This window comes from Marilutibacter maris, from assembly GCF_003233695.1.
GTDB lineage: Bacteria > Pseudomonadota > Gammaproteobacteria > Xanthomonadales > Xanthomonadaceae > Marilutibacter > Marilutibacter maris.
On the sequence record NZ_CP029843.1, the window covers coordinates 162,724 to 175,748 of the forward strand.

Consider the following 13,025-nt stretch of genomic DNA (forward strand, 5'->3'; position numbering starts at 1 on the left):
GATCGATGCGCGGCGCCGGCTCAGCCGGCCAGCGCGTCGATCGCCGCGTTGAGGGTGGCGCTGGGGCGCATCGCCTTGGCCAGCAGCGCGAAGTCGGGGTGGTAGTAGCCGCCCATGTCGACCGGCTGGCCCTGCACCGCGATCAGTTCCTCGACGATCTTCGCCTCGTTGTCGGCCAGGGTCGCCGCCAGCGGCGCGAAGGTCGCCTTCAGTTCCGCATCGGCGTCCTGGGCGGCCAGCGCCTGTGCCCAGTACAGGGTCAGATAGAAGTGGCTGCCGCGGTTGTCGATGCCGCCGAGCTTGCGCGAGGGCGACCTGTTCTCGTCGAGGAAGCGGCCGTTGGCGACGTCCAGCGCGTCCGCCAGCACCTGGGCGCGGGCATTGCCGGTGGTCTCGGCCAGGTGCTCCAGCGACGCCGCCAGGGCCAGGAACTCGCCCAGCGAATCCCAGCGCAGGTAGTCCTCCTGCTGGAACTGCTGCACGTGCTTGGGCGCGCTGCCGCCGGCGCCGGTCTCGAACAGGCCGCCGCCGGCCATCAGCGGCACGATCGACAGCATCTTGGCGCTGGTGCCCAGCTCCATGATCGGGAACAGGTCGGTCAGGTAGTCGCGCAGCACGTTGCCGGTGACCGAGATGGTGTCCTCGCCGCGGCGGATGCGCTCCAGCGAGAACCGCATCGCCTCCACCGGCGACATCACCCGGATGTCGAGGCCGCTGGTGTCGTGGTCGGCCAGGTACTGCTCGACCTTGGCGGCGAGGTTGCGGTCGTGCGCGCGCTGCGGATCGAGCCAGAACACCGCCGGGGTCGCGCTCAGGCGCGCACGGCTGACCGCCAGCTTGACCCAGTCGCGGATCGGCGCGTCCTTGGTCTGGCACATGCGCCAGATGTCGCCGGCCTCGACCTCGTGCCGGATCAGCACGGTGCCGGCGTCGTCGAGCACCTCGACCACACCGTCGGCCGGGATCTGGAAGGTCTTGTCGTGGCTGCCGTACTCCTCGGCCTTCTGCGCCATCAGGCCGACATTGGGCACGCTGCCCATGGTCGCCGGGTCGAACGCACCGTGCGCCCTGCAGTCCTCGATCACCGCCTGGTAGATGCCGGCGTAGTTGCGGTCCGGGATCACCGCCTTGGCGTCCTGCAGCTCGCCGGCCGGATTCCACATGCGGCCGGAGTCGCGGATCATCGCCGGCATCGACGCGTCGACGATGATGTCGCTGGGTACGTGCAGGTTGGTGATGCCCTTGTCGGAGTTGACCATCGCCAGCGCCGGGCGCTCGGCGTACAGCGCGTCGATGTCGGCGCGGATCTGCGCGGCGACGTCGTCGGCCAGCGACGGCAGTCGCGCGTACAGGTCGCCGATGCCGTTGTTGGGATCGAAGCCGGTCTGCTCCAGCACCGCGGCGTGCTTGTCCAGCACCGGGCGGTAGAACTCGCTGACCGCGACACCGAAGATGATCGGGTCGGACACCTTCATCATCGTCGCCTTCAGATGCAGCGAGAACAGCACGCCCTGGGCGCGCGCCTCCTCGATCTGGTCGCGGATGAAGCCGGCCAACGCCCGGGTGCTCATGCAGGTCGCGTCGATGACCTCGCCGGCCTCGACCTTGAGCCCGGTCTTGAGCATGTTGGAGCGGCCGTCGCTGCCGGTCAGGCGGATCTTCAGCGTGCCCGGCTGCCCGATCACCACCGACTGTTCGCTGCCGTAGAAGTCGCCGGCGTCCATGTGGGCGACATGCGACTTCGAGTCGCCGTCCCACTTGCCCATGCGGTGCGGGTGCTTGCGCGCGTAGTTCTTGACCGAGGCCGGCGCGCGGCGGTCGGAGTTGCCCTCGCGCAGCACCGGGTTCACCGCGCTGCCCTTGACCCGGTCGTAGCGCGCCTTGATCTCGCTTTCCTGCTCGCCCTTGGGCTCCTCCGGGTAGTCCGGCAGCGGGTAGCCCTGCGCCTGCAGTTCCTTGATCGCGGCCTTGAGCTGCGGCACCGAGGCGCTGATGTTCGGCAGCTTGATGATGTTGGCCTGCGGGGTCTTGGCCAGCTCGCCGAGCTCGGCCAGGTGGTCGCCGACCTTCTGCGCGTCCGACAGCCGCTCCGGGAACTGCGCCAGGATGCGGCCGGACAGCGAGATGTCGCGCGTCTCCACCGCCACGCCGGCGGTGCCGGCGAAGGCCTCGATGACCGGCAGCAGCGACTGGGTCGCCAGCAGCGGGGCTTCGTCGGTGAGGGTGTAGATGATCTTCGGCGCGGCCTGGGACGGGGTGTCGGTCATGGAGGGGTCTCGCGGAATCGTGGGAGGGCGCGTCCGTGGCGGCGCGCAGCGGGCCCGCCATTGTCGCAACCGGGGAGTTTCAGGGCAAAGGCGCGGACCCATGCGGCTGCGCATGGCGACATGCCGGGACGGCATATGGCGGCCTCACGGCCGCCGCGTTGGACAAGGCCATGGCCGCGGCGGACACTGCCGGTCGACGCCGCCGTCGCGTGTCCGCACCCGCGGTGGCGCCGAGCGGTGTCCGGAGGCCGTGCATGTTCATCCTCACCTATTCGTTGGTCTTCGCCGCGATCGCGCTGGCCCTGGCCCTGGCGCTGATCGCGACCGGTTTCGACCGTCGGATCGGGGTGGCCGGCGCGGCGCTGTTCGCGCTGTACCTGGGCCTGGACGACTTCGATACCGCATTGCCGACCGCGCTGGCCTCGGCGGACCTGCTCGGCGGCGGCTGGAACTGGAGCGGCAAGCTCTACAGCCTGCTGCTGGCGGCGCTGGTGATCTATGTGTTCCGGCTCGAGCCCGAGGCGGTCGGGCTGACCCTGAGGCAACGCAACCTGCGCGCCTCGCTGATCGTCCTGGGCGTGCTGGTCGCGGTGGGCGTGGCGCTGGGCTTCGCGTTCCGGCCCGGCCCGCCGTCGCTGGAGACCCTGGCGTTCCAGGCGACGATGCCGGCGCTGGCCGAGGAGCTGGCCTATCGGGGCGTCGCCCCGGCGCTGCTGCTGGGCCTGTTCGGGCGCAAGGCGCCGCCGCGGCGGGTGCCGTGGGCGGTGGTGATCGTGACCGCGCTGATGTTCTCGCTGTGGCACGGGCTGGGCTATGGCCGCGACGGCTTCTCGTTCGAACCGGTATCGGCCGCCTTCACCCTGGCCGGCGGACTCGCCTACGGCTGGATGCGCTTCAACAGCGGCAGTCTGTTGTTGCCGCTGCTGGCGCACGCGGCCGGCAACACCGTATTCCAGCTCACCGGTTTCCTCTAGCGCGATGGCGTGACCTTCGGAGCTTGCAAGCGCAGCGGGAACGGTCGCAGGCTGGGCCGACACCACCGACGGAGGCTTCGTGATGAGAACGCCATGCCTGTTGTTGGGTTTGTGGCTGTGCCTGCCGCTTGCCCGGGCGCAGGACGCCTCGCCGCCGGCGCCGCCGGCGCCGCCGAAATGCGACACCGCCGAGTACCGCCAGTTCGACTTCTGGGTCGGCGACTGGGAGGTGCGTGCCGACGACGAGGAGGCCGCGCTGCTGGGCCGCAACCGGATCGAGCGCAGCGCCGATGGCTGCCGCCTGCTGGAGAACTGGAGCAGTGCCCGTGGCGGCAGCGGCCAGAGCCTGAACGGTTGGGATCGACGCTACCGGGTCTGGCGCCAGTTCTGGATCGGCAGCGACGGCGGGGTGCTGCGGCTGGAAGGCGGGCTGCGCGAGGGTGCGATGGTGATGGACGGCGAGCTGAAGGGCCGCGATGGCGGCGTCCAGCGCCAGCGCATCACCTGGACCCCGCAAGCCGACGGCAGCGTGCGCCAGCACTGGGAAACCTCCGAAGACGGCGGCGCCAGCTGGAGCACCGCCTTCGTCGGGATCTACCGACGCGCCGACGCCGTGGATTGATGGGAGCATCCGTAGGCGCGGCGTAAGCCGCGATTCCCGGGCTGCGCCCGGAAATCCCCAAAGTTTGCTGCGCAAACCTTGGGCCCCGCCGTTGCGCTTCCACACCCCCATTCGCGCCTGCGGCGCGAATCGCCCCCTGACTCAGGGGGGAACGATATCCGGCCGCGCCCGGATATCTCCCAAAGTTTGCTGCGCAAACCTTGGGCCCCGCCGTTGCGCTTCCACACCCCCATTCGCGCCTGCGGCGCGAATCGCCCCCTGACTCAGGGGGCTGGGGTCATGAAGCAGACAAACGCTCTTCGTAGGAGCGGCGTAAGCCGCGATCGGGCGTTCATGGGAAGGTCCTCGCGGCTTACGCCGCTCCTGCGGGGGGTAGTGCGAGGTGACGGCCCCGGCGGTGGTGCGGTGGACTCGGGGGCGAGGGGCACCGCGGCCACCGCCGATGGCCGTCGAGACTCAGACGGCGGCACCTGCCGCCGGGGTCATTGCGGCTGGGTGAAGTAGCCGCATCCGCGGTAGATCACGTTGCGGAGGATGAACTCGATCGTGTAGGTGGCGTTGGGCGCGTTGCGCGAGTAGGGGCACTGGCCGCCCTGCGGAATCGGAGCGATCTTGGCCGTGACGGCGGGCTTTCCGGGCAGGCTCTGCAGTTCATAGGCATCGCCCGAATAGTCCAGCACGAGCCAACCCGAGCTCTTGCTGGTGCGGGGCAACACGAGGCTGTATTCGACGCCACGGTTGGGGTCGCTGTCGTCGAGGGTGACGCTCCACCCGATCGTACCGGTGGTGACGAACAGCGGATTGGGGAAGGTGACCTGCTGGGCCGCGGCCGGGGGCGCGAACGCGACCAGGGCAAACGTGGCGGCGAGCAGCGAAGCGATGAGGCTGGAAGTGCGCATGACGGGTCCTCGCAGGGCGGCGACAGGCCGCGGCCCCTGTAATGAACGCCGCTTGGGAGATTCCGTGAACGCCCGGTCAGAGCAGGCCGTCGCGCTTGACCGCGAGGTAGCGCTCGACCAGCGAGGCGGCGAGCTGGTCGCAGGTGACGTCGAGCACCATCACCCCGTGGTTGCGCAGGGTCTCGTGCGCGGCCGAGCGCTGCTGCAGGTACTGCGCGGTGGCGCCGGCGCGGATCGCATCGGGCAGGTCGTGGACCTCGCGGGCCAGGGTCCGGTCGAGCGCGACCTCGCGCAGGCTGGCGACGCAGACCAGGTGCCGTTTGCGCAGCAGCTGCACCGCGGCGAGGAGGTCGTCCATGTCCTCGTCGCGCAGGTTGGTCACCAGCATCACCAGCGAGCGGCGGCGTTGGCGCAGCGACAGCTCGGTGGCGGCGGCGAGGAAGTCGGTGGCGACCGCGGAGGGTTGCAGCGCGTAGCTGCCGCGCAGCAGGCCTTCGATCGCACCGGCCCCGCGTCGCGGCGGGACCCAGGTGCTGTCGCCACCGGCGGCGAGCAGGCCCACCGCATCGCCCTGGCGCAAGGCCAGGTAGGCGACCACCAGGGCGGCGTCGAGCACATGGTCGAAGTGGGCCATGCCGTCGGCATCGTCGAGGTCGTCGCGGGCGAGCAGGCGACGGCCGGTATCGAGCAGCAGCACCAGTTGCTGGTTGCGCTCGTCCTGGTACTCGCGCGAGATCAGCTTGTGCGAGCGCGCGGTGGCCTTCCAGTCGATCTGGCGCAGGCTGTCGCCGACCCGGTACTCGCGCATCTGATGGAAGTCGGTGCCCTCGCCGCGCCGCCGCTTGAGGTGGGCGCCGACCAGTCGCGAGGCCTGCTCGGCGGAGAACATCGCGAACTTGGCCAGCGGCGCGAAGTTCGGGAACACCCGCACCGGCTGCGGTTCGCCGGCGGTGCGCAGCTCGCGCCACAACCGCCATGGCGAGTGCAGACGCAGGTGGGTACCGTCGAATACGAAGTCGCCGCGCTCGTGCGCGCGCAGGTGATAGTCGAAGCGGGTCGACTCGCCTTCGCGCAGATCGAGGCGGCGCGGCAGCCCGTGCACCCGCCAGCCGGTGGGATGCAGGTCGTACACGTCCAGACGCTGCCGCTGCCGGGCCTCGAAGGCCAGGGTGACCGGTCGTTCGATGCCGATCGGCCAGGTGTCGGGAACGCTTCTTTCGATCTGCGGCAGGGACTGCCGCCGCAGGCGCAGCAGGTCGATCAGCGCCATCACCGCGAGCGCGGCTCCGGCATACCGCCAGCCGACCGGAGCCAGCCAGCCGATGCTGGCGGCCAGGCCGAGCGCGGCCCAGGCGACCAGCAGCACCAGCAGCATCGGCGCCGGACGCGGCAGCGCGCGCGCGACCTGCACCGCCGCGCGTATCGCACGGTTGCCGGTCGCGGCGGGTCCGCCGTCGCCGTTGCCGGCTGGCGCGCGCTGGGTCACTGGCGCGGCGCCTCGACCTTGGCCAGCAGCGCCTTGAGCACCGCGTCGGGGGTCTGGCCCTCGATCTGCAGTTCCGGCGACAGCGCGATCCGGTGACGCAGTGCCGGCAGGGCGATCTCGCGGATGTCGTCGGGGGTGACGAAGTCGCGGCCCGACAGCACCGCCTGGGCGCGCGCGGCGCGTACCAGGGCGAGGCTGCCGCGCGGACCGGCGCCCAGCGCGATGCCGGCCCAGTCGCGGGTCGCGGCGACGATGCGCACCGCATAGTCGATCACCGCGTCGTCGACCGAGACCAGGGCGGTGCCCGCCTGCATCGCGACGATCTCCTCCGGGCCCAGCACGCATTGCACCTGCGACAGCTCGAACGCCGCCGCATTGCGGCCCTGGCTGACCGCGGCGACCATCCGCTTCTCGTCCTCGCGGTCCGGGTAGCCGATCATCACCTTCAGCAGGAAACGGTCGAGCTGGGCCTCCGGCAGCGGGTAGGTGCCTTCCTGCTCGACCGGGTTCTGGGTCGCCATCGCCATGAACGGCGGCGGCAGCGGAAAGCTCCGGCCCTCGATCGTGACCTGCAGTTCGGCCATCGCCTCCAGCAGCGCCGACTGGGTCTTGGCCGGCGCGCGGTTGATTTCGTCGGCGAGCAGCAGGTGGGTGAAGATCGGGCCGCGGCGGATGTTGAAGGTCTCGCTCTTCGGGTTCCAGACCGCATGCCCGCTGATGTCGCTGGGCATCAGGTCGGGGGTGAACTGCACGCGCGCGTAGCTGCAGTCCAGCGCCTGCGACAACGCCCGCACCAGCAGGGTCTTGCCCAGTCCGGGCACGCCCTCGATCAGCACGTGGCCGCCGGCCAGCAGCGCGACCAGGATCTGGTCGAGCACCTCCGGCTGGCCGATGAAGGCCTTGCCGACTTCGTCGCGCAGCGCGCCGGCGCGTTCGGTCAGGGCGTCGCCGGTCAGCGGCGCGCTGCCGGCCGTGGTCGCGGGCGATGCCGCGGACGGAGGGCCCGCGGTCGGGGTGTCGGGCGGCAGCGGAAGGTCGTTGGCGGTCATAGCTGATTCCTCAACCGGATCAGGGTGGCAATGCGGGAACGGAACGCGACGTGGTCGCGGGCGACGGGCGTGGACAGGGCGGTGCGCACCTCGTCGGGGCCGATCGCCAGGGTGTCCTTGAAGCGTTCGGCGATCAGCGCGGCCTGCGCCTCGCCGTCCAGCGCGGCGGCCTGCGGATCGCGTCGGCGCAGGCGCGCGAGGAAGGCCGCGCGCACCGCGTCGTACAGGATGTGGGCGTAGCCATAGCGGTAGATGTGCTCGCCGCTGGCGGTCACGTGTTCGAGCAGCGAGCGGCGCTCGCCGAGGGGCGAGGGGCGCCACGGTCCGAACCGCTGCATGCGCGCCCACAGCCAGGCCAGCAGGGCCAGCAACAGCGGCAGCCACGCCATCCAGCTGTTCTCGGCCAGCCAGCGCCAGAACGAGGGCATCTCGGCCGCGTACAGCAGGTGCGCGGTGCCGGCCTTCCAGTTCGGCGCCAGCAACTGCCGCGCCAGCACCACGTGCGGGCCGTCGCGCAGGTCGTCGTTGGTGAGGAAGTCGAGCCCGGCGATCACGTCGACGCTGCCCTCGCCATGCGGCAGGCGCGCGTAGACGGTGTCGCCGTCCTTGTCGCGCCATTCGTGCAGCGGTTCGATCGCGCCGACCTCGAAGCGCATGCCCTGGCAGAACTCGATGTGTTCGTCCTCCCCGGCGACCGACAACTGCACGCAGCCGCCGTTGGCGTCGTCGATGACGCGCAGGTCCAGCGCTTCCAGCAGCGGCGCCTGCAGCCGTTCGGTGTCCGCCGCCAACTGGTCGCGCGGCGGCGTGCGCACGACCAGGTGGCCGCCGGCGGCGACGAATGCCAGCAGCGCCTCGGTGTCGGTTTCCGACAGCCGGCGGGGATCGTTGAGCACGACCACGGTGTCGTCGTCGCCGAGCGCGACCTCGTCGGGGTCGAGCTGTTGGCGCGCATCGACCTTCCAGCCGTCCTCGCGCAGGGCCAGACCGAGCACGTACAGCGGGTTGTAGGTGATCTCGCCGCTGCGCGGGAGGTCGATCTCCTTCTCGACCCGCTCGTGGGTCTGCAGCCACCAGTAGCCGAACGTGCCGGCCAGCGCCAGCACCGCGACGACGGCGAGCGCGGCCCAGGGCAGGCGCGTCGGGCGCCGTGTCGTCGTCGATGCCGCGCTCATGCGCCTGCTCCATCCGGGGTGGCGTCGGGCGCGCCTGCGCCGGTCCAGCCGAAGCGCTCGGCGAGGGTGTCGAGCTGGTGCTGGAACGCGGCGTCGTCGGGCAGCCGGCCGGCATAGGCGGCGTACTGCCACAGCCGCACCGCCGCGGCGAAGGCATCGCGGTCGGCGGCGACCGGCATCTTGCGCGAGGCGCGCAGACAGGCGGCCTCGGTCGCGCCCGGCACCAGCACCACGCCGGTACGCGCGGTCATCGTCTCGATGCTGGCGCGGTACAGCAGCGCCAGCGCCTCGCGCTGGCGGCCCTCGGCCCACAGCCGCCGGATCGCGGTCGGGATGTCGTCGGGCAGCGGCGCCGTCTCGGCGAGCGGATCGCGTGCGACCGGCTCGGGCTCGCGGCGCTGCGCATCGACCGCGCTGCGCAGCCAGACGATCCAGCGCGGCGAGGTCGCCAGCAGGATCACCGCCAGCACGCCCAGCAGCACCCACAGGCCATACGCGCCGATCAGTCCGATGATCTTGCCGATGCCCTCCAGCAGCGGCGAGTCCTCGAGCACGTCGTCCTCGTCGTCCTCTTCCTTCTCGTCGCGGTCGCGGGGCTCCCAGGTGGTCACCGTGCGCTTGGGACTGACGCTGGGGTCCTCATAGGCGCGCTCGACCGCTTCGCGCATCGAGCCGGCATCGGCCAGCGGGTGACCGAAGACGCGCGGCAGGGTGTCTTTGCGCAGGGTCTCGCGGACGCGGGCGCCGGCCGCCGCGTCGGCGGCTTCCTCGTCAGCGGCCTCGTCCTCGTCCGCGCCGTGGTCGATCACGCTCTTGTCGAGGTTGCGCTGCGACAGCGGCCGTGCGCGGGCCTCGGTGGCCTCGCCGGCGTCGGCCTGCTGCGCGTGCGCCGGCGGACTGGCCAGGCCGCCGAACAGCAGTCCGCCGGCCAGCGCCAGCACCAGCAGCAGCGAGGTGCCGGCGCCGGCCAGGCGCGCGCCCAGCCGGCGCAGCACGATCTCGATGTCCCAGCCCTCGATCTCGGTGCGACGGTTCAGGTACAGCCCGAAGCCGGCACCGACGTAGAACGGCTCGATCGCGCAGGTCGCCGCCCAGGTCAGGGTGTTGGTGAGCAGGTCCAGCCACAGCGGCTGCTCGTTGACCACGGTCATGAAGTCGCGCCAGGCCATGGGCAGCTGATCGGGCGGCACGAACAGCACCGCCAGCGCATTGAGGCCGAGATAGACCGCGAGCTCGAAGTGCAGGCAGATCACCGTCGTCAGCAGCGCCACGCCGTACACCGGCCCGGTCAGGGCGCGGCGGCGTTGGCGCGCGGCCGGGCCGCTGCCGCCCTCGAGCAGGTCGACCGGCATGTTGAGCGCGCGCACCGGGCTCAACCGGCGCCAGCTCAGGTAGGCCGGCAGCCAGCGCAGGCCCCAGCCCAGCTGCGCGCGCAGGGTGCGGGCGGTCCCGGGCACGTCGCCGAACACCGCGTGCGAGAGCACGTACAGGGGAATCCGGTCGTAGGCCGGCTTGAGCCACCACATCAGCAGCGGCGCCAGCCACATCATGTCCAGCGACCAGGTCAGCAGGTTGCACAGCGCCAGCATCGGCACGGTCAACAGCAGCCACGGCGTCCAGATCGCGGCGGCGTGGCGGCGGGTCAGCGCGGTGCCCAGCTCGACCGCCTCCCAGGCGGTGCGCGGACGCAGTGCGACGGTCAGCGACTCCAGATTCATGCGCCGTCGCCCCCGCCATCGCGTTGCGGATCGCGGATCGGATCGATGTCGGCCGAGGTCGGACCCTGGTGGCGTCCGCCCAGCAGCAGCCAGCCCAGCACCAGCGTCCACAGCAGCGCGCCGACGCTGTACTTGACCACCGCCGGCATCCACGCGATCGACGACCAGAACGCCTCGACGAAGGCGGCGAACACCAGCATCGCGAATACGCCCAGGCACAGGCGCGCGCCGCGCCGGCCGCCGTCGATCAGCGCATCGATGCGCCGTCGCCGGCCCGGCGCGACCAGGTTCAGCCCCAGCCGCAGGCCGGCGCCGCCGGCGATCACGATCGCGGTCAGTTCCGGTGCCGAGTGGCCGGCGACGAAACGCCAGAACGGATCGCCGTGGCCGACCGCCTGCAGGTGGCCGGCGACGCCGCCGATGGTGATCCCGTTGAACACCAGCGCGAAGATCGAGCCGAAGCCGGCGACCAGGCCGGTGGCGAAGGTGCGAAAGCCGATGCTGACGTTGTTCCAGATGTAGTAACCGAACATCGCCAGGTCGGTTCCGCTGTCGCGTCCCAGCTTGCGGTCGGGATCGTCCGGGTCGTACATGCTCTCGAACCCGGCCAGCTGGATCGGGTCGAACAGGCTGCTGGCCAGCTCGGGCTTGATCTGGATCGCCACGAAGATGGCAACCAGCGGCACGACGAACAGGGCCAGCGCCGCGAGCATGCAGGCGCGTTCGGAGCGGACCTGGCGGGGAAAGCCCGCGACCAGGAATTCCAGCGCCGTCTGCCAGCGTGGCGGCGGGCTGCGATACAGCTGGCTGTGGCCGCGCTGCACGATCTGCTGCAGGCGCTCGGTCAGCTGCGGGCTGTAGCCGCGACGGCGCGCCAGCGCCAGTTGCTGGCACAGCCGGCGGTAGCGCGCCGGCATTTCGTGATCGGCGATGCCGTCCCAGTTGCGGCGCTCGGCGCGCGCCTTGCGGGCCACGTCGCGGGATCGCAGCCAGTGCTCCAGCGCCTGCCATTCGGCCTCGTGCCGGCGGACGAAATTCTCCTGCTTCATCGCGTCGCCCTCATCGCCGCCGCCCCAGCAGACCGTTGGCGATCCCGTACAGGCGCTGCACCGCGGTCTGCCCGCGGACGCCCAGCCAGGGACTGGCCAGCTCGGCCAGTTCGACCTGGCGGGCCGCGGTCAGCCGTGGCGCGCGCTCGGCGAACGCGACTAGGGCGGCCTGCTCGTGCGGCAGCAGCACCACCGGTGCGGCGATCGCTTCGGCGGGCGGGGTCGAGGCCGGCGGCAGCGAGCGGCCGTCGTGCACGACCAGGGTGCCGGCGACCATGTCGCCGATGCGCCGGCCCCATGGATCGCCGAAGCTGACCAGCAGGCCCAGCGCATAGCCGAACGGCAGCATGTCGACCACCCGCAGCAGGTTGCGCGTGATCGCCGGCATCCAGCCCACCGGTGCGCCGTTGGCGGAGATCACCCGCAGTCCGAGCGCGCGCTTGCCCGGGGTGCGGCCACGCCACAGCACCTCGAACGCGATCGGGTACAGCCAGAACAGCGAGAACAGCAGGATCAGGTAGGGACCGACCCCGCCGCGCCCGATCGCGCCCAGCGGCAGGCTGCCGGCGAACAGCAGGGCCAGGCGCAGCGCGAAATCGATCAGCCAGGCCAGTGCGCGCGGCATCGGTCCCGCCGCGGGCAGGCGCAGGGCCACGCCTTCGGGCGTGATCACGTCGCGGCTGGTGTCGAGGATGGGCGCGCGCATCAGCGAGTCCGGCGCCGCCGCCGGTGTGGTCCGATCGAGCCGCTCATCCCAGCTCGAAGGTCATCGTGAAGGTGCAGGCCGCGGTCACCGCCACGCCTGCGCGGAGCGCGGGCTTGAAGCGCCAGGCGCGGATCGCGATCGCGGTGTGGTGGCCGAAGCTGGCCGGGTCGGTCGCCGAGGCGCGGACGTTGAGCGGCACGCCGTCGGTGCCGACGTCGAAGCGGGCGTCGACCTGCCAGCTCATCGGCAGGTGGCGGGTCTTGCGGTCCTCGATCAGGGTCGGGTTGAGCATGCTGACCGGAAATACCGGCGCCTTGGCCGCGACCAGCACCGGCGCGCGGTCGTAGTCGCCCACGCATTCCGGGGTCACGCCATCGTCGACGATCGATTCGTTCGGGCGCAGGTAGTTGTTGTCCCCGAACGTGCAGCCCGCCAGCGCCACCATGCATGCGGCCAGCGCCGCGTTCTTGCCTTCCATTCCCTGCCTCTGTTCTCCCCGCCCGATCCCGTGGCTCCGGCCAGGCTCAGCTCCGGCTGTCGAGGTAGCGGTCCTTCAACCGCACATAATGCTGCGCACTGTACTGCAGTTGTTCGATCTCGCGCGGGTCCAGTTTTCGCACGAACCGCGCCGGATTGCCAAGCCACAGCTCGGCCTCGCCGACGGTCTTGCCCGGTGGCACCACCGCGCCGGCGCCGACGAAACCCAGGCGCGAGACCGTCGCGCCGTCGAGGATCTTCGCGCCCATGCCGATCAGCGCGAACTCGTGCACCGTGCAGGCGTGGATGATCGCGCCATGGCCGACGGTGACGTCGTTCTCGATCACCGTCGGCAAGCCGCCGGGTCGGGTGAACGGACCTTCGTGGGTGACGTGGACGATGCTGCCGTCCTGGATGTTGGTGCGCGCGCCGATCGAGATCGAGTTGACGTCGCCGCGGACCACGCAGCCGGGCCAGATCGAGACGTCGTCGCCGAGGCTGACCGCGCCGATGACGGTCGCGGCGGGATCGACGTAGACGCGCTCGCCGAGATCGGGAAAGGTGTCGAGATAGGGACGCAGGGTCATGCCGCCGATTCTACCG

12 protein-coding genes are annotated in these 13,025 nt (G+C 71.2%); 2 read left to right on the forward strand and 10 right to left on the reverse strand.

Features of this window, described 5'->3' with window-relative positions; genetic code table 11:
* Positions 1-20: 20 nt before the first annotated feature.
* Complete coding sequence (locus C9I47_RS00770) at positions 21-2,267, reverse strand: NADP-dependent isocitrate dehydrogenase (RefSeq protein ID WP_111265036.1); 2,247 nt, start codon at positions 2,265-2,267, stop codon at positions 21-23.
* 254 nt (positions 2,268-2,521) lie between these two features.
* On the opposite strand from C9I47_RS00770, the gene C9I47_RS00775 reads away from it, so the two are divergent.
* Together C9I47_RS00775 and C9I47_RS00780 are read left to right on the forward strand one after the other, a co-directional pair.
* Complete coding sequence (locus C9I47_RS00775; protein WP_111265037.1) at positions 2,522-3,241, forward strand: CPBP family intramembrane glutamic endopeptidase; 720 nt, start codon at positions 2,522-2,524, stop codon at positions 3,239-3,241.
* 82 nt (positions 3,242-3,323) lie between these two features.
* Positions 3,324-3,863 (forward strand): hypothetical protein, encoded by a 540-nt coding sequence (locus tag C9I47_RS00780; protein WP_145985387.1) that lies wholly within the window; start codon positions 3,324-3,326, stop codon positions 3,861-3,863.
* 482 nt (positions 3,864-4,345) lie between these two features.
* Here C9I47_RS00780 and C9I47_RS00785 read toward each other — a convergent pair whose 3' ends face one another.
* The 9 genes from C9I47_RS00785 to C9I47_RS00825 all read right to left on the reverse strand — a co-directional run bounded on the left by C9I47_RS00785 (position 4,346) and on the right by C9I47_RS00825 (position 13,009).
* The gene (locus C9I47_RS00785; protein ID WP_111265039.1) at positions 4,346-4,762 is read right to left on the reverse strand and encodes a hypothetical protein; all 417 of its coding nucleotides are present in this window, start codon (positions 4,760-4,762) and stop codon (positions 4,346-4,348) included.
* 76 nt (positions 4,763-4,838) lie between these two features.
* The gene (locus C9I47_RS00790; RefSeq protein WP_111267880.1) at positions 4,839-6,137 is read right to left on the reverse strand and encodes a DUF58 domain-containing protein; all 1,299 of its coding nucleotides are present in this window, start codon (positions 6,135-6,137) and stop codon (positions 4,839-4,841) included.
* 107 nt (positions 6,138-6,244) lie between these two features.
* Positions 6,245-7,297 (reverse strand): AAA family ATPase, encoded by a 1,053-nt coding sequence (locus C9I47_RS00795; RefSeq protein WP_111265040.1) that lies wholly within the window; start codon positions 7,295-7,297, stop codon positions 6,245-6,247.
* A complete protein-coding gene (locus C9I47_RS00800) occupies positions 7,294-8,472 on the reverse strand; it encodes a DUF4350 domain-containing protein (protein WP_111265041.1) in 1,179 nt (392 codons plus the stop codon). The genes C9I47_RS00795 and C9I47_RS00800 overlap by 4 nt, the downstream gene beginning before the upstream one ends.
* Entirely contained in the window at positions 8,469-10,190 is a 1,722-nt protein-coding gene (locus C9I47_RS00805) for a DUF4129 domain-containing protein (protein WP_111265042.1), read from the reverse strand. Before C9I47_RS00805 ends, C9I47_RS00800 begins: the two co-directional genes overlap by 4 nt.
* Entirely contained in the window at positions 10,187-11,239 is a 1,053-nt protein-coding gene (locus tag C9I47_RS00810) for a stage II sporulation protein M (protein WP_111265043.1), read from the reverse strand. Before C9I47_RS00810 ends, C9I47_RS00805 begins: the two co-directional genes overlap by 4 nt.
* A 10-nt stretch (positions 11,240-11,249) precedes the next feature.
* Positions 11,250-11,945, reverse strand: coding sequence for an RDD family protein (locus C9I47_RS00815; protein WP_111265044.1), 696 nt, complete (start codon positions 11,943-11,945; stop codon positions 11,250-11,252).
* A 43-nt stretch (positions 11,946-11,988) separates the two neighbouring features.
* Complete coding sequence (locus C9I47_RS00820) at positions 11,989-12,423, reverse strand: energy transducer TonB (RefSeq protein ID WP_111265045.1); 435 nt, start codon at positions 12,421-12,423, stop codon at positions 11,989-11,991.
* A 46-nt stretch (positions 12,424-12,469) separates the two neighbouring features.
* Positions 12,470-13,009 carry a gamma carbonic anhydrase family protein gene (locus tag C9I47_RS00825; RefSeq protein WP_111265046.1) on the reverse strand — a complete coding sequence of 180 codons (540 nt, stop codon included), beginning with the start codon at positions 13,007-13,009 and terminating at the stop codon, positions 12,470-12,472.
* Between the last annotated feature and the right edge of the window lie 16 nt (positions 13,010-13,025).

Bases quoted from the DNA above. Each gene is read 5' to 3' on its own strand.
- C9I47_RS00770 (WP_111265036.1), bottom strand. From the start codon at position 2,267: ATGACCGACACCCCGTCCCAGGCCGCGCCGAAGATCATCTACACCCTC.
- C9I47_RS00775 (WP_111265037.1), top strand. From the start codon at position 2,522: ATGTTCATCCTCACCTATTCGTTGGTCTTCGCCGCGATCGCGCTGGCC.
- C9I47_RS00780 (WP_145985387.1), top strand. From the start codon at position 3,324: ATGAGAACGCCATGCCTGTTGTTGGGTTTGTGGCTGTGCCTGCCGCTT.
- C9I47_RS00785 (WP_111265039.1), bottom strand. From the start codon at position 4,762: ATGCGCACTTCCAGCCTCATCGCTTCGCTGCTCGCCGCCACGTTTGCC.
- C9I47_RS00790 (WP_111267880.1), bottom strand. From the start codon at position 6,137: ATGCTGCTGGTGCTGCTGGTCGCCTGGGCCGCGCTCGGCCTGGCCGCC.
- C9I47_RS00795 (WP_111265040.1), bottom strand. From the start codon at position 7,297: ATGACCGCCAACGACCTTCCGCTGCCGCCCGACACCCCGACCGCGGGC.
- C9I47_RS00800 (WP_111265041.1), bottom strand. From the start codon at position 8,472: ATGAGCGCGGCATCGACGACGACACGGCGCCCGACGCGCCTGCCCTGG.
- C9I47_RS00805 (WP_111265042.1), bottom strand. From the start codon at position 10,190: ATGAATCTGGAGTCGCTGACCGTCGCACTGCGTCCGCGCACCGCCTGG.
- C9I47_RS00810 (WP_111265043.1), bottom strand. From the start codon at position 11,239: ATGAAGCAGGAGAATTTCGTCCGCCGGCACGAGGCCGAATGGCAGGCG.
- C9I47_RS00815 (WP_111265044.1), bottom strand. From the start codon at position 11,945: ATGCGCGCGCCCATCCTCGACACCAGCCGCGACGTGATCACGCCCGAA.
- C9I47_RS00820 (WP_111265045.1), bottom strand. From the start codon at position 12,423: ATGGAAGGCAAGAACGCGGCGCTGGCCGCATGCATGGTGGCGCTGGCG.
- C9I47_RS00825 (WP_111265046.1), bottom strand. From the start codon at position 13,009: ATGACCCTGCGTCCCTATCTCGACACCTTTCCCGATCTCGGCGAGCGC.